The 18,935-nt window shown below is 66.2% G+C and carries 19 protein-coding genes and 1 pseudogene; 12 read left to right on the top strand and 8 right to left on the bottom strand.

What is annotated here, in order from left to right; all coding sequences use genetic code 11:
* Positions 1-35: 35 nt before the first annotated feature.
* Positions 36-677, bottom strand: a complete 642-nt coding sequence (locus tag LRH25_RS12195) for an NAD(P)-dependent oxidoreductase (RefSeq protein WP_141286661.1) — start codon at positions 675-677, stop codon at positions 36-38.
* A gap of 101 nt (positions 678-778) precedes the next feature.
* Between LRH25_RS12195 and LRH25_RS12190 the strand changes: the two genes are divergently transcribed.
* The 5 genes from LRH25_RS12190 to LRH25_RS12170 all read left to right on the top strand — a co-directional run bounded on the left by LRH25_RS12190 (position 779) and on the right by LRH25_RS12170 (position 5,288).
* Entirely contained in the window at positions 779-1,687 is a 909-nt protein-coding gene (locus LRH25_RS12190) for a LysR family transcriptional regulator (RefSeq protein WP_141286659.1), read from the top strand.
* A 244-nt stretch (positions 1,688-1,931) separates the two neighbouring features.
* Positions 1,932-2,387 carry a DUF305 domain-containing protein gene (locus LRH25_RS12185; RefSeq protein WP_231011250.1) on the top strand — a complete coding sequence of 152 codons (456 nt, stop codon included), beginning with the start codon at positions 1,932-1,934 and terminating at the stop codon, positions 2,385-2,387.
* Between the two features lie 11 nt (positions 2,388-2,398).
* A complete protein-coding gene (locus LRH25_RS12180; protein ID WP_141286665.1) occupies positions 2,399-3,868 on the top strand; it encodes a YncE family protein in 1,470 nt (489 codons plus the stop codon).
* Positions 3,869-3,950: 82 nt separating this feature from the next.
* Positions 3,951-4,496, top strand: coding sequence for an RNA polymerase sigma factor (locus LRH25_RS12175; RefSeq protein ID WP_375140564.1), 546 nt, complete (start codon positions 3,951-3,953; stop codon positions 4,494-4,496).
* Positions 4,497-5,288: an anti-sigma factor family protein gene (locus LRH25_RS12170; protein ID WP_141286655.1), complete on the top strand. Its 792-nt coding sequence runs from the start codon at positions 4,497-4,499 to the stop codon at positions 5,286-5,288.
* Positions 5,289-5,354: 66 nt separating this feature from the next.
* On the opposite strand, the gene LRH25_RS12165 is transcribed toward LRH25_RS12170, so the two are convergent.
* Positions 5,355-7,037 (bottom strand): electron transfer flavoprotein-ubiquinone oxidoreductase, encoded by a 1,683-nt coding sequence (locus LRH25_RS12165; RefSeq protein ID WP_141286653.1) that lies wholly within the window; start codon positions 7,035-7,037, stop codon positions 5,355-5,357.
* Positions 7,038-7,257: 220 nt separating this feature from the next.
* Here LRH25_RS12165 and LRH25_RS12160 point away from each other — a divergent pair, with 220 nt between their 5' ends.
* Genes LRH25_RS12160 through LRH25_RS12150 form a run of 3 tightly spaced genes read left to right on the top strand, consistent with a single transcriptional unit; the run spans position 7,258 to position 9,201 of the window.
* A complete protein-coding gene (locus LRH25_RS12160; RefSeq protein ID WP_141286651.1) occupies positions 7,258-8,040 on the top strand; it encodes an SDR family oxidoreductase in 783 nt (260 codons plus the stop codon).
* A 7-nt stretch (positions 8,041-8,047) separates the two neighbouring features.
* Positions 8,048-8,758: a YceH family protein gene (locus tag LRH25_RS12155; protein ID WP_231011216.1), complete on the top strand. Its 711-nt coding sequence runs from the start codon at positions 8,048-8,050 to the stop codon at positions 8,756-8,758.
* A 23-nt stretch (positions 8,759-8,781) separates the two neighbouring features.
* Positions 8,782-9,201 (top strand): acyl-CoA thioesterase, encoded by a 420-nt coding sequence (locus LRH25_RS12150; protein ID WP_141286649.1) that lies wholly within the window; start codon positions 8,782-8,784, stop codon positions 9,199-9,201.
* Positions 9,202-9,207: 6 nt separating this feature from the next.
* Here the strand turns inward: LRH25_RS12150 and LRH25_RS12145 are convergent, their stop codons facing one another.
* Genes LRH25_RS12145 through LRH25_RS12135 form a run of 3 tightly spaced genes read right to left on the bottom strand, consistent with a single transcriptional unit; the run spans position 9,208 to position 11,261 of the window.
* Positions 9,208-10,206, bottom strand: coding sequence for a DUF3667 domain-containing protein (locus LRH25_RS12145; RefSeq protein WP_170200793.1), 999 nt, complete (start codon positions 10,204-10,206; stop codon positions 9,208-9,210).
* Between the two features lie 26 nt (positions 10,207-10,232).
* A complete protein-coding gene (locus LRH25_RS12140; protein ID WP_141286645.1) occupies positions 10,233-10,778 on the bottom strand; it encodes a PAS and helix-turn-helix domain-containing protein in 546 nt (181 codons plus the stop codon).
* A gap of 27 nt (positions 10,779-10,805) precedes the next feature.
* Entirely contained in the window at positions 10,806-11,261 is a 456-nt protein-coding gene (locus LRH25_RS12135) for a PaaI family thioesterase (RefSeq protein ID WP_141286643.1), read from the bottom strand.
* 86 nt (positions 11,262-11,347) lie between these two features.
* Between LRH25_RS12135 and LRH25_RS12130 the strand changes: the two genes are divergently transcribed.
* Both LRH25_RS12130 and LRH25_RS12125 read left to right on the top strand, forming a co-directional pair.
* Positions 11,348-12,049: a CoA transferase subunit A gene (locus LRH25_RS12130; protein WP_141286640.1), complete on the top strand. Its 702-nt coding sequence runs from the start codon at positions 11,348-11,350 to the stop codon at positions 12,047-12,049.
* Positions 12,050-12,068: 19 nt separating this feature from the next.
* Complete coding sequence (locus LRH25_RS12125) at positions 12,069-12,707, top strand: CoA transferase subunit B (protein WP_141286639.1); 639 nt, start codon at positions 12,069-12,071, stop codon at positions 12,705-12,707.
* Positions 12,708-12,766: 59 nt separating this feature from the next.
* Here the strand turns inward: LRH25_RS12125 and LRH25_RS12120 are convergent, their stop codons facing one another.
* Positions 12,767-13,357, bottom strand: a complete 591-nt coding sequence (locus tag LRH25_RS12120; protein WP_141286637.1) for an NADPH-dependent FMN reductase — start codon at positions 13,355-13,357, stop codon at positions 12,767-12,769.
* Between the two features lie 192 nt (positions 13,358-13,549).
* Between LRH25_RS12120 and LRH25_RS12115 the strand changes: the two genes are divergently transcribed.
* Positions 13,550-15,418 (top strand): gamma-glutamyltransferase family protein, encoded by a 1,869-nt coding sequence (locus LRH25_RS12115; RefSeq protein WP_231011215.1) that lies wholly within the window; start codon positions 13,550-13,552, stop codon positions 15,416-15,418.
* Positions 15,419-15,533: 115 nt separating this feature from the next.
* Positions 15,534-16,865 (top strand): hypothetical protein, encoded by a 1,332-nt coding sequence (locus LRH25_RS12110; protein ID WP_170200825.1) that lies wholly within the window; start codon positions 15,534-15,536, stop codon positions 16,863-16,865.
* Positions 16,866-16,927: 62 nt separating this feature from the next.
* Here LRH25_RS12110 and LRH25_RS12105 read toward each other — a convergent pair.
* A pseudogene (locus tag LRH25_RS12105) lies at positions 16,928-17,908 on the bottom strand (methyl-accepting chemotaxis protein); the annotation flags it as partial.
* A gap of 129 nt (positions 17,909-18,037) precedes the next feature.
* Positions 18,038-18,928, bottom strand: coding sequence for an ABC transporter permease (locus LRH25_RS12100; protein ID WP_141287278.1), 891 nt, complete (start codon positions 18,926-18,928; stop codon positions 18,038-18,040).
* Positions 18,929-18,935: the final 7 nt, after the last annotated feature.

Here is an 18,935-nt window from a genome sequence, read left to right as displayed (position 1 = left end):
CGCAGCAGCTCGGCAGAACTGCTGCGCTGCGGTGCTCAGCTGGCGACGGTGAAGCGTGCCCGCACGTGGCGCGGGTTCTCCAGCTCGTCCACCAGCGCCACTGCCAGGTCGGCCACCGAGATGTGGCCGGGCTGGTCGCCGTCCATCAACGGCTGCTCGCTGCCCAGCCGGTAGTTGCCGCTGCGCTCGCCGGGTTGCAGCAGGATGGGTGGAGACAGGAAAGTCCATTCCAGCGAATCTTCGCCGCGCAGGCGGTTCAGGGCCTCGCGTGCGGCGGAGGCGGCGGCCTTTATCTCGGCCGGGAAGCCTGGCGTGTCCACCAATTGCACGCCGGGGGCGACGAACAGGCTGCCGGCGCCACCCACCATCACGAAACGCTTCACGCCGGACTGCTTCACGCCGGCGACCTGTGCGTCGTAGCCGCGCAGGAATTCGTCGTGGATGTCGGGGTTGCCCCAGCCTGGGTTGTAGGCGCTGAGCACCGCGTCATGGCCGCGCACCGCGGCGGCGACTTGGTCGGCCACCAGCGCGTCGGCCTTCACGACGGTGAGGTTCGGCTGAGCGGGAAGCTTCTCGGGATGGCGTGCCAGCACGGTCACCTGGTGGCCGCGTTGCAGCAGTTCGGTCAGGGTGGGCGTGCCGACAAAGCCGGTGGCGCCGATCAGGGCGATGCGCATGAAGAAACTCCGGTTGGATTGCAGTGCCATGCAGTTTGTCTGCTTCACAAGCAGTGCGGTAGCGGGTCAGAATTGCTATCAGTTTGAAGTAGGGCTTCAAGATGGATGATTTGCGGCGCTTGGCCGTGTTTGCCGCGGTGGTGCGGCACCGCTCGATGAGCGCCGCAGGGCGAGCCCTGGGCATGAGCCCTTCGGCGGTGAGCCAGCAGGTGCGGCTGCTGGAGAAAGACGGCGGCGTGACCTTGCTGCACCGCTCCACCCGCAAGCTCAGGCTGACCGACGCCGGTGAGCGCCTGCATGTGGCCTGTGCCGCGATGGTGGCGCAGGCCGAGCTGGCGCGGGCGGAACTGCACAGCGCACGCGAAGCGCCCAGTGGCGAGCTGCGCATTGCTGCAACGGTAGGTTTTGCGCGCCACATTGCCCCTGCGCTGGGCGAGCTGCTGGCGTCTCATCCGGCGCTCAGCCTGCAGTTGCTGGTGGACGATTCACCGGTGGACCTGATCGAGGCCCGGGTGGACCTGGCGGTGCGCTTTGGCAAGGTGCCGGACATGCCCTGGGCGGCGCGGCGGCTGGGCAGTTTCGACTGGTGCCTGTGTGCCTCACCGCAATGGCTGGCCCAGCATGGCGAACCGGCCTCGCCGGAAGCCTTGCTGGGCCATGCGTGGGTCGGCTTTGCGCGCACGGGCGGTGTGCTGATGCCCAGTTTCCGGGGGCCGGCCGGTCAGCTGCAGACCTTGCGCATCCAGCCGCGCATCGGGAGCAACAACCAGCTGTCGATCCAGCAGATGTGCGAGGCCGGCCTAGGGCCGGCGATGTTGGGCATGGTGGACGTGCACGAGGCCCTGGAAGCCGGCCGTCTGCGCCACCTGCTGCCGGAATGGCAGGCCGGTTCGCTGGACGTCTGGGCTCTCACCCCGCAGCGAGATGCCCAGCCGGCCAAGGTCCGGCATGCCATCGCGGCCTTGGGCCGCTACCTTGCAGGTGTGCCCGGGATGCGGCCGCCAGGCTGACGGCAAAGCCTGGCGCAGGCCCGGTGCCTACAGACCGCCGGGGCATGCGCCTCCTCCGACTTGAAGCCCGATGGCAGAGGGGCTGCGCTTCGAGGCCATCGAAGAAAAATCGACCGGCAACTGGAATAAGTGCGGCAGCGCGTCGTCTACCCCTGTAGCCGACACCACTTTCCGACCTGCCATGACACATTCCGACGCAACGCCCTTGCGACGAACCACGATACCTGCAGCTGGTGTCCTCGCCATGCTTGCAAGCTTGCTCGTGGTCTGCAACGTCTCTGCGGACTCACCGCAGGCTGCCTTTGCTGCCGAGAACGACGCGGCCATGGCCCGCATGATGGACGGCATGGCGTTGACGCCTTCGGGTGACATTGACCGGGACTTCGCCTTGATGATGATTCCGCATCACCAAGGCGCCATCGACATGGCGCTGTCCGAACTGCGCTACGGGCACAACGAGCAACTGCGGCGGATCGCGCAGGAGATCATCGTCGAGCAACAGCAGGAGATCGCCGCCATGCACCTTGCGCTGGGCCTGCCGCTGCCGCCTTCCGCGCCCGCGCCGACCCAGGGCACGCCATTCCTGGCACCTGCCGTCTCAGCTGCTCCAGCCGCACCAGCCGGCGCAGCTGCTTCTACTGGTCCCGACGGAGCGGTTCTCGGCACACATTGCACGCCTCACGTCCACAACCCCCAATGAGCTCCGCAACCATGAAACATCCACGCATCGTCGACGCCATCCTCGGCACAGCGCTCGCCACGGCTTTTGCTTGGGCGCAGGCCGGCCAGGCGCCCGGCGCTTCAGCGACCGCCGACATTCCCATCAGCCATCGGGACCGCCTCTACGCCGCCGAGCAGTTCTCCAACACGGTGTCGGTGACCGACCCGGCGGACAACAAGCTGCTCGGCTTGATTCGCCTGGGCGACCCGTCGCCCGGCAACTTCAGCCCGCTTTACCGCGGGCAGGTGCTGGTGCACGGCATGGGCTTCTCGCCTGACCATCGCACCCTGGCTGTCGTCTCCATCGGGTCGAATTCGGTGACCTTCATCGACACCGCCACCAATGCGGTGAAGCATACGACCTATCTCGGGCGCTCGCCGCACGAAGCCTTCTACACGCCGGACGGCAAGGAGGTCTGGGTGACGGTTCGCGGCGAGAACTACATCGCCGTGCTCGACGCGGCCACGTTCCTGGAGAAGACGCGCATCACCACCCCATCGGGTCCCGGCATGCAGATCTTCTCGCCCGACGGCCAATACGGCTACATCTGCTCGTCCTTCAATCCGGAAACTGATGTCGTTTCGGTCGCGACGCACCAGATCGTCGGCCGCGTCCGGCAGGACAGTCCCTTCTGCCCCAACATTGCCGCAACGCCTGACGGAAAGCAGGTCTGGCTGACGCTCAAGGACATTGGCAGGACGATGGTCTTTGACGCCAGGCCACCGTTCTCGGTGATCAAATCGTTCGATACCGGACCCATCACCAATCACGTCAACTTCGCCAACACGAAGCGCGGCCAGTTCGCCTACGTGAGCATTGGCGGCTTGAATCAGGTCAAGGTCTTCCGTACCGACGACTTCTCGCTTGTCGCCACCATCCCGGTTGGCAAGCTGCCGCACGGCATCTGGCCGTCGGGTGACGGTACCCGCATGTACGTGGGCCTGGAAAATGCCGACGCGCTTGCCGCGATTGACACAGCCACCAATGCCGTCGTCGGGACCGTGCCCGTCGGCCAGGCGCCGCAGGCGATTGCCTATGTGCCGAATGCCGTGCCCGAAGGCGACGGCATGCAGGGCTTGCAGCCTCTTGGCGTTGCCGGTCAACTGGCGCAATTGTTTCTGGTTCCGCTGGAGAATGGGCGGGGCAGCAGCAGCGACAACCCGCCTACCAGCGTCGCGCTGTTCGACCAGGGCTTGCTGCAGGTGGTGCAAGCCTCTGCGACCGGGCTCGCACCCAAGCAGGCGTATGTGCTGGCGCTGGCGGACAAGGCCGATGGCTCGGGCATCCTGCAGCCACTCGCAAATTTCATGACCAACCCGGCGGGGTCTGCCATCGTCAATGCCATTGGGCCCATCCGGCAAACTGTGCAGGGGCAGGCTGGGGCGCAGCGTCGCTACCTGGTCATTGCACCTCACAACGGTGATACGCCTGGCGCGCCGGTTCAAGTGCAGGGCATGTGAATGTCCGTCTCACGCAACCTGCTCTTGCGGGCTTTGGCATGAGCGGCCCCACCCAGTGTGAAGGCTGGCATTCAGGACTTCGATTGACATGAAGGATCTGCTGGCGCTTGTCGAACCGATGGTGCCGACCTTGCGGCGCTACGCGCGTGCGCTGATGCATGATCCACACTTGGCCGACGACCTGGTGCAAGATTGCCTGGAGCGAGTCGTCAAGCGATGGGAGCAGCGGCGCCACCAGGACGATACGCGGCAATGGGTCTTCTCCATCGCGCACAACCTGGCGATGGACTGGCTGCGGCAGCAGAGGCGCCGCGGCCTCCATCTTGCAATTGAGGACGTCGAAGAGAAGGAGATGGTGACGCCCGCCGCTCAGGAGGCCCACATTCGGCACCATGAACTGCTGGGCTTCCTGGACCGATTGCCGCATGAGCAGCGAAGCGTCATCCTGCTCGTGTCCGTGGAGGATTTTTCCTATGCGGAAGCGGCCAAGGCCCTGGACATACCGATCGGAACCGTGATGTCGCGATTGGCCCGCGGCCGGGAGAGGTTGCTGCGTGCCATGGAGGGTGAGCCGCGCCAGCAAAAACCTGAGCGAGGCTCGCAACCCGCGCTGCGGAGACTGAAGTAGATGAGCGCAGACAACCCGACACCGCAACCCATCCTCGAAGAGGATTTGCACGCCTACGTGGACCACTGCCTCGATGCGGCGCGCCGGCGTGAGGTGCAGCACTACCTGGACCACCATCCCGAGGCCGCGGCGCAGGTGGCGGGTTTCGCCGCCCAGCGGCAGGGCCTGCGCAGCGCGCTGGCGGGCATTGCGGACGAGCCTGTCCCGCCCAGGTTGAACTTGCAGCGCATGCTCGAAGAGCGCCGGACGCCCCGCCCCTGGCCTTGGAGCATGGCCGCCGCCGTGGTCTTGGCCTTGGGAGCGGGCGGCTTGGGGGGATGGTCTGTTCGCGGGGTGTGGCCCGACGGCCATGGTGGCATCGCCGCGCTGGCTCGCGAAGCCACGAGCAGCTATGCGGTGTACGCAGCCGATCCGCTGCGCCCTGTCGAAATGGGGCCTGAGCGCCAGACTGAGTTGGTCAGTTGGGTCTCGGCCAGATTGAAGCGTGCCGTCTCTGTACCGGATCTCTCCGGATCAGGATTCCGCTACATCGGCGGCCGACTCGTTTCTACCGAACATGGTCCTGCCGGCATGTTCTTCTACGACGATGCAAACGGCACGCGCCTGGCCATGGTGGTGAGGCCCATGGCGATCGAGCACGATACGCCGATGCTGAAACAGCACACAGGCAATATTGCGGGCTTCACCTGGGCCGCGCATGGGCTGGGCTACAGCGTGGTCGGCACGGAGCGCGCCGATGCGCTGCACCCACTTGCCGACGAGGTCAGGCGTCAGACCAACGCGATGCTGTGATGGTCAGCCAGACCATGGAAGACCGCAATTGATGTGGCTGCAATCCGAGCGAACCCAGCGCAAGGCTCACATGCCTGCGTAGTTCGGCCCACCGCCGCCTTCGGGCGTGACCCAGACGATGTTCTGCGTCGGGTCCTTGATGTCGCAGGTCTTGCAGTGCACGCAGTTCTGCGCGTTGATCTGCAGGCGCTGCGTGCCGGCTTCTTCGACGAATTCGTAGACACCCGCCGGGCAGTAACGACTCTCCGGGCCGGCGAACTTGGCCAGGTTGACCTGCACCGGTACCGCGTTGTCCTTGAGCGTCAGGTGGGCCGGCTGGTTCTCTTCGTGGTTGGTGTTGCTGATGAAGACCGACGAGAGGCGGTCGAAGGTCAGCTTGCCGTCGGGCTTGGGGTAGTCGATCTTGGTTGATTCGTTGGCCGGGCGCAGGTAGACGTGGTCGGGTGCTGTGCGGTGGATCGTCCACGGCGGGCTTTGCACGCCCAGCTTGGGCAGCAGCCACTGTTCGATGCCGGTCATCAGCGTGCCCACGGTGTTGCCCTTCTTGAACCACTGCTTGAAGTTCTTCGAGCGCATCAGCTCGGTCTTCAGCCAGCTCTGCTCGAAGGCGGCCGGGTAGGCGGTCAGCTCGTCCTGGGCACGCCCGGCGCCGAGTGCGTCAAACGCAGCTTCTGCTACCAGCATGCCGGTCTTGATCGCCGCGTGGCTGCCCTTGATGCGGGCCGCGTTCAGCGTGCCGGCTTCGCAGCCGACGAGTGCGCCGCCCGGGAACACCAGCGTGGGCAGGCTGAGGATGCCGCCAGCCGTGATGGCACGTGCGCCATAGCCCAGGCGCTTGCCGCCTTCGATGTGCTTGCGGATCGCAGGGTGCGTCTTCCAGCGCTGCATTTCCTCGAACGGACTCAGCCACGGGTTTTTGTAGTCCAGGCCGACCACGAAGCCCAGCGTGACCTTGTTGCCTTCGAGGTGGTAGAGGAAGCCGCCGCCGTAGGTCTCGTGGTCCATCGGCCAGCCGGCGGTGTGCACCACCAGGCCGGGCTTGGCCTGCGCAGCCGGTACTTCCCACAGCTCCTTGATGCCGATGGCATAGCTCTGCGGGTCCTTGCCGGCGTCAAGCTGGTATTTGGCGATCAACTGCTTGCCCAGGTGGCCGCGCGCGCCCTCGGCGAAGATGGTGTACTTGCCGTGCAGTTCCATGCCGAGCTGGAAGCTGTCGTTGGGTTCGCCGTCCTTGCCCACGCCCAGGTTGCCGGTGGCCACGCCCTTGACCCGGTTCTGCTCGTCGTAGAGCACTTCGGCCGCTGCAAAACCAGGGAAGATTTCCACGCCCAAGGCCTCGGCCTGCTCGGCCAGCCACTTGGTCACCGCGCCCAGGCTGATGACATAGTTGCCTTCGTTGTGGAAGCACTCCGGCACCAGGCCGTCGGGTGTCTTCCTGGCGCCAGCCTCGGAGAGGAACAGCACTTCGTCGGCCGTCACCGGCTGGTTCAGCGGCGCGCCACGTTCCTTCCAGTCGGGGAACAGCTCGGTGATCGCGATCGGATCCATCACTGCGCCCGAGAGGATGTGCGCGCCCGGTTCCGAGCCCTTTTCCAGCACCACCACGTTCACCTCGCGACCCTTTTCGGCGGCGAGTTGCTTCAGGCGGATCGCGGTCGACAGGCCAGCGGGGCCGCCGCCGACGACGACCACGTCGTACTCCATCGATTCACGGGGGCCGTACTGGGCCAGCAACTCGCTCGGGGTCATGGGTCTCTTTCTGCGTTTGAATGAATTTGTCTCCGCGTGCCATGGGCCGGCCGCAGGCGTGCTTGAGGTAATTCTAGCGGCTTGTGCTCAAAAAAAGCACGGTCGTGCTTTTGTGTCTCCGTGGTGACCTGGCGCCTGAAAAACCGCTGCATTGCGCCCGCGTAAATACCCCTGCGTCGCTGCCTGTCACGCCTGCGAGGCACGTGCTATGGTTTCATCCATGAGCTACAACATTGACCTCTCGGGCCGCGTGGCCCTGGTGACCGGCGCCTCCGGCGGCCTCGGCGCCCAGTTCGCCAAGACCCTGGCCAAGGCCGGCGCCGCCGTGGTGCTGGCCGGTCGCCGTGTCGAGCGGCTGAAGACCTTGCGCGCCGAGATCGAGAGCGGCGGCGGCGACGCCCACGTCGTCAAGCTGGACGTGACCGACCACGACAGCATCAAGTCCGCCGTTGCCCATGCCGAGACCGAAACCGGCACGCTGGACATCCTGATCAACAACTCCGGTGTCAGCACCACGCAGAAGTTGACCGACGTCACGCCGGAAGACTACGACTATGTGATGGACACCAACACCAAGGGCGCGTTTTTCGTCGCCCAGGAAGTTGCCAAGCGCATGATCGCCCGCTCGCGCGGCGCGGCGCCCGGCACCTTCATCGGCGGCCGCATCGTCAACATTGCCTCGATGGCCGGGCTGCGCGCGCTGGGCCAGATCGGCCTGTACGGCATGAGCAAGGCTGCGGTCATCCACATGACCCGCGCGCAGGCGCTGGAGTGGGGCCGCTACGGCATCAATGTCAATGCCATCTGCCCCGGCTACATCGACACCGAGATCAACCACCACCACTGGGAAACCGAAGGTGGCAAGAAGCTGATGGCCATGCTGCCGCGCAAGCGCGTCGGCCAGCCGCAGGACCTGGACGCCACGCTGATGATGCTGTGCGCCAGCCAGAGCCATTTCATCAACGGCGCGGTGATCCAGGCCGACGACGGTTTTGGCGTCTGAACTGCCGATGAGCGAAGAAGAAGGACAGGCGGCGCCCACCGCCGAAGTGTCGGCAGCGGTGCCGGTCATGACCACGCTGCAGGCCCGCGTGCTGGCGGTGCTGGTCGAGAAGCAGCACACGGTGCCGGACAGCTACCCGCTGTCGCTCAACGCGCTGCAGTCCGGCTGCAACCAGAAGACGGCACGCGCACCGGTGATGGAGGTCAGCGAGCGCGACCTGCTCGAAGCGCTGGACGAATTGAAGCGCAAGCACCTGATCTCGGAAGTCAGCGGCAGCCGCGTGGTGCGCTTCGACCACAACATGCCGCGTGGCCTGGGCGTGCCCAGCCAGTCCGCGGCGCTGCTGGCCACGCTGATGCTGCGCGGCCCGCAGACCGCTGCCGAGCTGCGACTGAACAGCGAACGGCTGCACCGTTTTGCCGACGTCTCTTCGGTCGATGCCTTCCTCGACGAGCTGGCCACCAAGCAGCCGGCGCGGGTGCGCAAGCTGGCGCGTTCACCTGGCGAGCGTGAGGCACGCTGGGCGCATTTGCTGTGCGGCGAGCCGCCGGCGTCCTTGGCCGGCGCATCTGGCGCTGCCACCGGTGGCAGCGGCGGGCAAACAGGGCCGAGCTGGTCCGACTGGGAAGCGCTGCAGGCCGAGGTGGTGCGCCAGGGCAGCGAGCTGGCGGAGCTCAAGCGCGTGATGGCCGAGCTGCGCGAGGCGCTCGGGCACTGATCTCCGGCATCAAGGGGGAGCGCATGCGATTCGCGTTGCCGGCTGAAAAAAAGCTGACCTACGAGATGCGCATCCCCATCCGCTGGGGTGACATGGACCTGATGGGCCATGTCAACAACGCAATGTATTTCCGCTACCTGGAAACCGTGCGCGTCGAGTGGCTGCATGCGGTGGGCGGCAAGCCGGACCCGAGCGGCCAGGGCCCTGTCATCGTCAACGCCTTCTGCAATTTCCTCAAGCAGTTGGAATACCCCGGCGAGGTGCTGGCAAGGCACTATGTGGCCAACCCTGGCCGCAGCAGCTTCGACACCTTCATCACGCTGGAACGCACCGACCGGCCTGGCGTGGTCTGCGCCGAGGGCGGTGCGACGACCGTCTGGGTCGACTTTCCCTCCGGCAAGTCCGCACCGCTGCCGGATTGGCTGAGGGCGCTGATCGCCTGAACGCTCTCAGCCGACCATCAGCAGCCACAGCGCCAGCCCGCCGGTCACCAGTGCCAGCAGCAGGCTGTAGGCCAGCGAGATGAGCAGCGCGCGTGGCAAGGTGGCCCACCAGGAACCGCCGTACACACGCTTCATCGACAGCGCGCCATAGACGGGGATGGCCAGCAGCGGCAGGACCATGACCGCATTGGGCAGCACCTGGATGCACAGCAGCGCGATGAACCAGAAGCTGTGCACATGCAGACTGAAGACGAAGTGCTCGCCGTAAGAGCGCTTGCGGCCAAGGTAGGCCAGCTTCATCAGCGCGGCGAAAAATGGCAGCATCAGGAACACCGCGTAAGGCGCCTTGGCCGCGAACTGGTGGCTCATCCCTTCCGGGTGCGCCGCGCTGGCCTTGTGCGTCATGCGGGCCACGAAGTGATCGATGGCGCTGCAGGCGTCGGATTCCTTGAGGCAGCGCTGTTCGCGCTGCAGGTCTTTATCGTCGATGGTGGCCAGGACCGAGTCGTCGTCCAGTTCGACTTCGGGCTCTGATGCGTCTGCCGAGGCCGACGACGCGGACGAAGCAGCGCTGTTGGCTGCAGCCGGCGCCGAAGCTGCGGTCGCGGGCAGGTGCGAGCCCACGATGATGTGCCGGCCATCGCCGCCGGTCAGCTTCATCACCAGGAAAAAGACGAAGCTCGCAGTCAGGTACAACCGCAACGGCAGCACAAAGTGCCGGCGTTTGCCATGGAAATACTCGCGCGTCAGTTGACCCGGCCGGGTCAGCAGCATGCGCAGCGTGCGCCACAGCGCGCCTTCCAGCGCCACGTAGTGGGTGATGAACTCGTGCACGAATTCGGTGAAGCTGGGCGGATGCAGCACCGTCTCCTGGCCGCAGCGCGGGCAGTAGTCGGCATCGGGCAGCGGGGTCAGGTCCTGCTCGCAGTTGCGGCAATGCGGCGAGCGGGCGTGACCGTGGTGAAGCTGAGAGAGCGAAGCGGGCAGGGGCTGGGACGTGGTCACGAGGGCAATGGGGTGCGGCGGAGGATTCATACCGCAAGCAAGCGGTGCACCAGCTCGGGCGTGGTGCTGGCGTTCATCTTGCGCATCAGGCGGGCGCGGTAGACGTCCACCGTGCGCGGGCTGATGGCGAGCTTCTTGCCGATCTGCTTGCTGGTGTCACCCTCGATCAGCAGCGCGGCGATCTCGCGCTCGCGGCCGGTGAAGTCGACCTTCAGCACGCGCCGGGCCGACAGGTCCTCGAAGGTCCAGATGCCAGCGGCGTGCGGGTCGGATGAATCCAGCGCGCGGCCGGACACGTGGCACCAGAACAACTCGCCGCTCATGCGCTTCATCACGCGGTCGTCGGCATAGCGTCCGTCTTCGCCGAGGCTGGCAATGATGCGGTCGCCGGTGCGCTGGTACTCGGCGGTGCTGGGGTACATCACCTCGAACGACTGCCCGATCAGCTGTGCACTCTCGGCGTTGAACATGGCCAGCGCATGCTGGTTGCAGTCCACCACCAGGCGGTAGCGCGAGAGCACCATGCCGATCGGGGCCAGGTCGAAGGCAATCCGGTAGTCCAGGTCAATCATTGCGGGCAGGCAAGGCAACGCTGCGGTTCAAAGCAGCGCATAGGTGGTGGTGGCGTGGGCCGCGAGTGTCCCAGATGCGAGCCGGCATTCGATCTCGCCGAACACCAGCTGCCGGCCGAGCTTCAATACCCGGGCCAGCACCTGGACTTCGCCGGCATCGCCAGGCACCGGGCGCAGGAAGCTGGTTTGCAACTGCACCGTGGTCATGGGCTGGAAGCCGCCCAGTTGGGCCGAGATGGCCAGCACCATCGCGCTGTCGGCCGCGGCCATCAGCGTCTGCCCGCACAGCACGCCGCCGGCATGCACATGCGGCGCGGTGACGGGCAGGGCCAGCGTCAGCTCGCTGCCCTCCAGCGCGCGCACCTGCAGGTCCAGCGCCTGCACCCAGGGGGCGAAGATCTCGCTGCAAAGGCGCTGCAGCTTGTCGGTGTCCAGCGGTTTCGCGGGCAATGGCGAGGGCTTGCGGGGAGCGTCTGGGGTCATGGCCTTAGTCAAATCTACCTAGTGGACTACGTAATATGTTACGTAGTAACCTGCTTGCACATCCGAACAAGCCCGGAGGCAAACCCATGAACAAGATCTACCCGAGCGCAGCGGCTGCGCTGGAAGGTGTCGTCCAGGACGACCAACTGCTCGCCGTCGGGGGCTTTGGCCTCTGCGGCATTCCCGAGGCGCTGATCGACGCGCTGCAGGCCAGCGGCAAGCAGAACCTCACCGTCATCTCGAACAACGCGGGTGTCGATGGCTTCGGCCTTGGCAAGCTGCTGAGCACGCGGCAGATCAAGAAGATGATCTCCAGCTACGTGGGCGAGAACAAGGAGTTCGAGCGCCAGTACCTGGCCGGCGAGTTGCAGCTCGAATTCACGCCGCAGGGCACGCTGGCCGAGAAGCTGCGCGCCGGCGGCGCCGGCATTCCGGCGTTTTTCACCAAGACCGGCGTGGGCACCATCGTGGCCGATGGCAAGGAACTGCGCGAGTTCGATGGCCAGACCTACGTGATGGAGCGCTCGCTGACGCCGGACGTGTCGCTGGTCAAGGCCTACGTGGCCGACAAGAGCGGCAACCTGCAGTTCCGCCGGACCGCGCGCAACTTCAACCCCAATGTGGCCATGGCCGGCAAGATCACCATCGTCGAGGTCGAGAAGATCGTCGAGACCGGCGAGATCGACCCGGACCAGGTTCACCTGCCCGGCATCTTCGTGCACCGCATCGTGCTGAACGCGACGCCGGAAAAGCGCATCGAGCAACGCACGGTCCGGAAATCGGCCTGAGCAGAAGGAGACACACACCATGGCATGGACCCGCGATGAAATGGCCGCCCGCGCTGCACAGGAACTGCAGGACGGCTTCTACGTGAACCTGGGCATCGGCCTGCCCACTTTGGTGGCCAACCACGTGCCTGGCGGCATGGAGGTCTGGTTGCAGAGCGAAAACGGCCTGCTGGGCATCGGCCCGTTCCCGACCGAGGAAGAGGTCGACGCCGACATGATCAACGCCGGCAAGCAGACGGTGACCACGCTGCCCGGCTCGTCGATCTTCTCCAGCGCGGACAGCTTCGGCATGATCCGCGGCGGCAAGATCAACCTGGCCATCCTCGGTGCGATGCAGGTCAGCGAAAAGGGCGACCTGGCGAACTGGATGATCCCCGGCAAGATGGTCAAGGGCATGGGCGGCGCGATGGACCTGGTGGCAGGCGTCGGCCGCGTCATCGTGCTGATGGAGCACGTGGCGACCAAGAAGGACGGCAGCACGGACATGAAGCTGCTGCCCGCCTGCACGCTGCCATTGACCGGCCTGGGTGTGGTCAATCGCATCATCACTGACCTGGCCGTGATGGACGTGACCCCCGAAGGACTGAAGCTGATCGAGACCGCGCCGGGCGTGAGCCGCGAAGAGGTGCAGGGCAAGACCGGCGTGCCGCTGCACTGAGCACGGCGCAGCGACTTCACGACAAAGGGCCTTCGGGCCTTTTTTCAATGCGTTGCGGTTCAGTACGGCGGCGCCTTGCGCGTGCGCTGTTCGCGGGCCGCTTCGGTCCACCAGGCCAGGTCGTCGGCAAAGCGCGGGAAGGCTTTTTGCAACGACTCGCCGGCGCCGCCTGTGGGATTGCCGTCGGCGTCCAGCGTCTGCGAGATCGGGCCGACCGCCAGTGCGCTGGAAATGACCACCATGCCCATCTCCGACAGGATGCTGTGCCAGATGCTGCCCGAGCGCACGCCGGAGAAGCGGCCGGCCGAATAGCTGGCCACCGCGGCGGGGCGCCAGAACCATTCCTCCAGGAAATGGTCGGTCAGGTTCTTCAGCCCGGGCTGTGGCCCCCAGTTGTATTCGCCGGTCACGAAGACAAAGGCGTCCGCCGTGCGGATCTTCTCCGCCAGCGCTTCCATCGCCGCGGGGGCCTCTCCCTTGGGGTACTCCTTGTACATGCGGTCCAGCATCGGCAGGTTCACCGCCTTGGCGTCCACCAGCTCGGCCGCCGCGCCGCGCGCGTTCAGGCCCTTGACGAGGTAGTCTGCAAGGCGAATGCCCATGCGGTCGGAGCGGTAGGAGCCATAAAACACCAGCACTTTGTCGGCCATGTTGTTCCTCGGGGCAGTTGATGATGCCCATCATCTTCGGGTTTGCGGTCTGTTCGCCAATCCCCCAGACGAGCCCCTGGGCATCGGCCGCATGCACGAGGCGTGGCAGGTTTCGGCCGAAACCCCTGAGGGTTTGGGCCTCTTCGGTGCAGCCTTCGCCGGATGGCGGGCTGCGCGAGCAGAATCGCCAGCATGTCTGCTTCGCGATTGCCTTTGTTCAAGCCGTCTGTCGGTGGGCTGCTGCTCAGCCTGCTGGCCAGTGTGGCCGCGGCCAAGGCGCCGGTTCCGGTGTTGCCGGCATTGGCCGCTTCCGAAGCCGCACCGCTGGTCATGCCCGAAGCCGCCACCGGCTTCACGGCGAAGCCCGGCTGGTACTACCCGCATGCGGCGGTGGCTGCAGCCAACCCGCTGGCGGCGGACGCGGGTGCGCGCATGCTGCGGGAAGGCGGCAGCGCGGCGGACGCGGCCATCGCGGTTCAGATGGTGCTGGGCCTGGTCGAGCCGCAGTCCAGCGGCCTGGGCGGCGGCGGCTTCCTGCTGTACTGGGATGGCAAGCAGGTGCAGGCTTGGGACGGGCGCGAGACTGCGCCGGCCGCGGCCGATGAGAAGCTCTTCCTCAAACCCGATGGCCAATCCATGAACATGGGCGAGGCCGTGCCGGGCGGCCGTGCAGTCGGTGTGCCGGGCGTGCTGCGCATGCTGGAAGCCGTGCACCGCGAGCATGGCAAGCTGCCCTGGGCGCGCCTGTTCCAGCCCGCCATCGAGCTGGCCGAAGCCGGCTTCGAGCTGACGCCGCGGCCGGTGGCCTTGCTGGCCGAGGCCGAGGCGGCCAAGCGCGACCCCGCCGCGCGTGCCTTCTACTACCAGCCCGGCCCGCCGGGCGCGGACCCGCAGCCCTGGCCGGTTGGCCACCGGCTGCGCAACCCGGCGCTGGCCGAGATCCTGCGCCGCATCGCCAAGGAGGGCAGCGCGGCCTTCTACCAGGGGCCGGTGGCCGCCGACCTGGTGCGCCGTGTGCGCAGCCACCCGAGCAACCCCGGCCGCATCACCGAGGCCGATCTTGCGGCTTACCAGCCCGTCAAGCGCGAAGCCCTCTGCACCGACTGGCGTGCGGTCTGGCGCGTCTGCGGCGTGCCGCCGCCGTCGTCGGGCCACATCGCGATGATGCAGATCCTCGGCCTGCTCGACGAATTGCCGCCTTTGACCGGCAGTGCATTGGGCGCAGACGGCTTGCCGCAGCCGGCCTTCCTGCACCGCTACGCCGAAGCCTCGCGCCTGGCCTTTGCCGACCGCGCCCAGTTCCTCGGCGACCCGGCTTTTGTCGCTGCGCCCTCTGGCGGCTGGCAAAGCCTGCTGGCGCCGGCCTACCTGCGCCAGCGTGCGCTGCTGATCGGTGAACGCGCGGCCACCTCGCCCGTTGCCGCCGGCCGCCCCGGCGATGAACGCGGTGCCTACGCCCCGCAGCCCGAGCAGCCCGAATACGGCACCAGCCACATCAGCATCGTCGATGCGCAGGGCAACGCCGTCTCGTTCACGACCACGGTCGAAGCCAGCTTCGGCACTGGCCTGCTGGCCGACGGCGGCACCGGCCTGCCCGGTGGCTACATCCTGAACAACCAGCTGACCGACTTCTCGTTCCGGCCCACCGACGCGCAAGGCCGGCCGGTGGCGAACCGCGTGCAGCCCGGCAAACGCCCGCGCTCCAGCATGAGCCCCACGCTGGTGTTTGACCGGCGCGATGGCCGCTTGCAGCTCAGCACCGGTGCGGCCGGCGGCGGGGTCATCATCCACTACACCGCCAAGATGCTGCTGGGCATGCTGGCCTGGGACCTGGACCCGCAACAAGCCGCCAACCTGCCGAACTTCGGCAACTTCAACAGCGCCAGCACGCTGCTCGAGGCTGGCCGCTTCCCGTCCGCCACGGTGCAAGCCCTGACCCAGCGCGGCCAGCAGATCCAGCAGGTCGAGCTGACCAGCGGCATCCAGGCCCTGCAGCGCCGCAAGGACGGCTGGCTGGGCGGCGCGGACCCGCGGCGCGAGGGCGAGGTGCGGGGGGATTGATGGCGGGAGTGTGACAAAGTCACGCGGCGTATCCCTTGATCGAAGGAGGCCGGAAAAGACCGTGCCTGAGACAATCGGTCAACTTTTTTGCGACGCCTCCCCGCGTCTCCAGCCCATGCGTTCGATCCCGTTCATGCTCTCCGCCGCAGTGCTTGCCGCTGGCGCCCTGTTTCTGCCGGCCGCCCAGGCGACCGTCGTGGCCGTGCCAGGCGACCAGACCAACCTGAGCAGCAAAGCGGACAAGATGATCTCGTTCCGGCACCAGAAGCATTCCTGGGTAACGGCCGATCAGCAGTTCCAGTTGCTCTACAACACCGGTTCCACCGCCGGTGATGCGCTGCAACTCAGCACCAGTCCTGATGGGGTGACCTGGACCAAGAAGCTCACCTTGGCGAACTCCGACGAAAACAGTTCAGCGGATGGCTCGCTGAATGGCGGGCTGCTCTCTGTCGTCTATTCGACGGCCAACAAAGGCATCAACTTCGCGCCGCTGAAGTACGACCCGTCCACCCAAAGCTGGAAGATCAAGGGTCCGGGCCAGGTCGTGCGAGACGGCAAGGACAAGCTCAAGGGCAAGCCTGCCTACGTGCCTTCGCTGGTGGAAGACCAGAGCGGCAACTTCTGGGTGGTGTTCCTGGAGCAGACCGTCAAGAGCGGACAGTCGAGCGGCCCGGCCGTGCTCCGATTGTATTACCGGGCCAAGGATGCCAGCACCTGGAGCGACACCGGACTCGCCTTCCACCAGGCGGCAGACCGGCCTTACGACGCGCCCAAGCTCAGCGCACGGCTGGTGCGCACGCCGGACAGCATCGGCATGGTCATCGCCGACGGTGCCGACATCTGGTGGGCCCAACGGCCCGCCGACGCGGCCTGGAACGGCAACTGGCAAGCTTCTCAGATGCTGATCCAAGGCACGCCGGACAGCGAGGCCGACGTGGATCCCTACGCCAGCCACTTCAGCACCACGACCGATGACCAGGGCAACATTCACCTGGTCTATGCCGACGCCAAGACTCCGTACTACCGGCGCTTCAACGCGCTGGTCTCGGAAGGTGGACCGGCCTGGAGCCAGAACAGCATTGCCTTTTCCGACACGCCGCTTGACACCGGCTATCCCGAAGTGAGCTACCTGGGCGGCAGCAGCATTGCCGTGGTCTTCAACGCGCATGTCGAAGGCAAGGTCTCCAACTTGCGCGTTTACCAGTCTGCGAGCCGCGGCAGCAGCCTGCAAAGCTTCAAGTGCACGCACCTGCTCACGCACGAGCCTGCACCTGACGGCAACCAGGTGCAGTACCAGCACATGCGCAATGAAATGCCGGCAGTTGCGCCAGCCGCTGGCGTGCCGGTGCTGTTGCAATACCAGGTGCCAAAGAACGGTGCCTGGAACTACAAGGCATTGAACTACAGCTTCCCCGCCAGCACCACGCCAGGCTGTACGGCGCAATAAGGCAGGCTCGATCCGTCAAACAAAAACACCCGGCCCTGGCCGGGTGTTTTGCTTTCAGCCGCTCAGAACTGTGCCCAGTCGCCATCCGCGGTGCGCGGCGCCGCTGCGACGGCTTCGGCCTTCGCAGCGCGCGGTGCCGCAGTTGCAGCCTTTGGCACGCGGGGGCGAATGGCAGCAGTCTTGGCCGGGCGCGGCGCAGGCGCGGCGGCTTTCACGGCCGGTGCTTCGGACGAACGGAACACCGACACCGCCTCCAGCAACTGGCTGGCCTGCAGCTTCAGGCTCTCGGTGGCGGCTGCCGTCTGTTCGACCAAGGCTGCGTTCTGCTGCGTGGCCTGGTCCATCTGCGTGACGGCTTCGCCGACCTGGACTACGCCTGCGCTCTGCTCGCGGCTGGCCGAACTGATCTCGCCGACGATGTCGGTCACCCGCCGGATGGACGTCACGACCTGCGACATGGTGCTTCCGGCGCGATCGACCAGTACCGTGCCGTGGGACACGCGCTCTACGCTGTCGTTGATCAGCTTCTTGATCTGGCGCGCGGCCTCGGCGCTTCGCTGAGCCAGGCTGCGAACCTCGCCCGCCACCACCGCAAAGCCGCGGCCCTGTTCGCCCGCTCTTGCGGCCTCTACCGCGGCATTCAGCGCCAGGATGTTGGTCTGGAAGGCAATGCCGTCGATGACGCCGATGATGTCGGCAATCTTGGCACTGCTGGTGTGGATGCCCTTCATGGTCTCCACCACCTCGGCCACCACCTGGCCGCCATCGCTGGCCACCGAGGAGGCACTCTGGGCCAGCTGGTTGGCCGTCTGTGCGCTGTCGGCGTTCTGTTGCACGGTGGCAGAAAACTGCTCCATCGAGGCCGCCGTCTCTTCCAGCGCTGAAGCCTGGGATTCGGTGCGGCTGGACAGCTCCTGCGCGCCATCGGCGATTTCGCTGGAAGCCTGTGCGACGGCCTGCGCCGAGGTCTGGACCTGCTGGATCATGCCTGCCATCTGGCCGCGCATCACCGAGAGGTGGAACAGCAGGCTGTGCGCGTCGTTGGCGGGCAGTGTGAAGTGCGAGCGCAGGTCGCTTCGGCGTTTGCATGCCTTTGTGGGCATCAACGACAACGGGGCGCCGAAGCGCCCCGTTGGACGGGGCCTGCATGGCCCCAAAGGAATGGTTGGGCGTCAGAACGCAGCCGGCCGCCACTTCAGCAGGCGCTTCTCGGCGCGGCTGAGCAGGAAGTCTGCTGCCAGCGCGACGATGGCCAGCACGATCATCGCGGCGAACACGCCACTGGCGTTGAAGGCGCCCTGGGCGGTGGAGATCAACAGGCCAATGCCTTCCTTGGCGCCAAGGAATTCGCCGACCACTGCACCGACCAGCGCAAAGCCGAAGCTCACGTGCAGGCTGGCGAGGATCCACGACATCGCCGAAGGGATGACCACCGCGGTCGTCAGCTGGCGCGGCGAGGCGCCGAGGATCTGCGCGTTGGCGATCATGTACTTGTCGGCCTCGCGCACGCCCTGGAAGGCATTGCCGAAGACGACGAAGAACACCATCACGACCGCCAGTGCCACCTTGGAGGCCATGCCCAGGCCCAGCGCGATCACGAAGACCGAGCCCAGCACCACACGGGGGATGGAGTTGGCGATCTGGATGTACAGGCTGAAGACGTCCGACAGCAGCTTGTTGCGGCCCAGCAGGATGCCGCAGATCACGCCGGCCACCGAGCCGATCAAAAAGCCCAGCACGGTCTCTTCCAGCGTCACCGCCACCTGGCGCCACAGCGAGCCTTGCGAGGTGCCCTCGGTGCTCCATTCGACCAGCTGGTTCCAGATCAGCGAAGGCTGCGAGTAGAAGAACGGGTCGATCCACTTCAGGCGCGCGGCGAGTTCCCAGCCGCCCAGCGTGACGACCAGCACCGCCAGGCGCAGGCCGATGATCATCAGGCGGCGTCGCTTGATGGCGGCATGGGCGACTTCGGATTCCTTGGCGAGCGCGGCTTCACTGAGCGCGGCGGGCAGGGCGGCAGTGCCGGGCTTGGCGCCGGCAACGGGAGAGGCGAGGGCGGTCATGATGATG

The organism is Ideonella azotifigens, assembly GCF_021043325.1.
Classification (GTDB): Bacteria; Pseudomonadota; Gammaproteobacteria; order Burkholderiales; family Burkholderiaceae_C; genus Ideonella; species Ideonella azotifigens.
The sequence above is the reverse complement of the archived record's forward strand: the minus strand, read 5'-3'. Positions and strand labels throughout refer to the sequence as shown.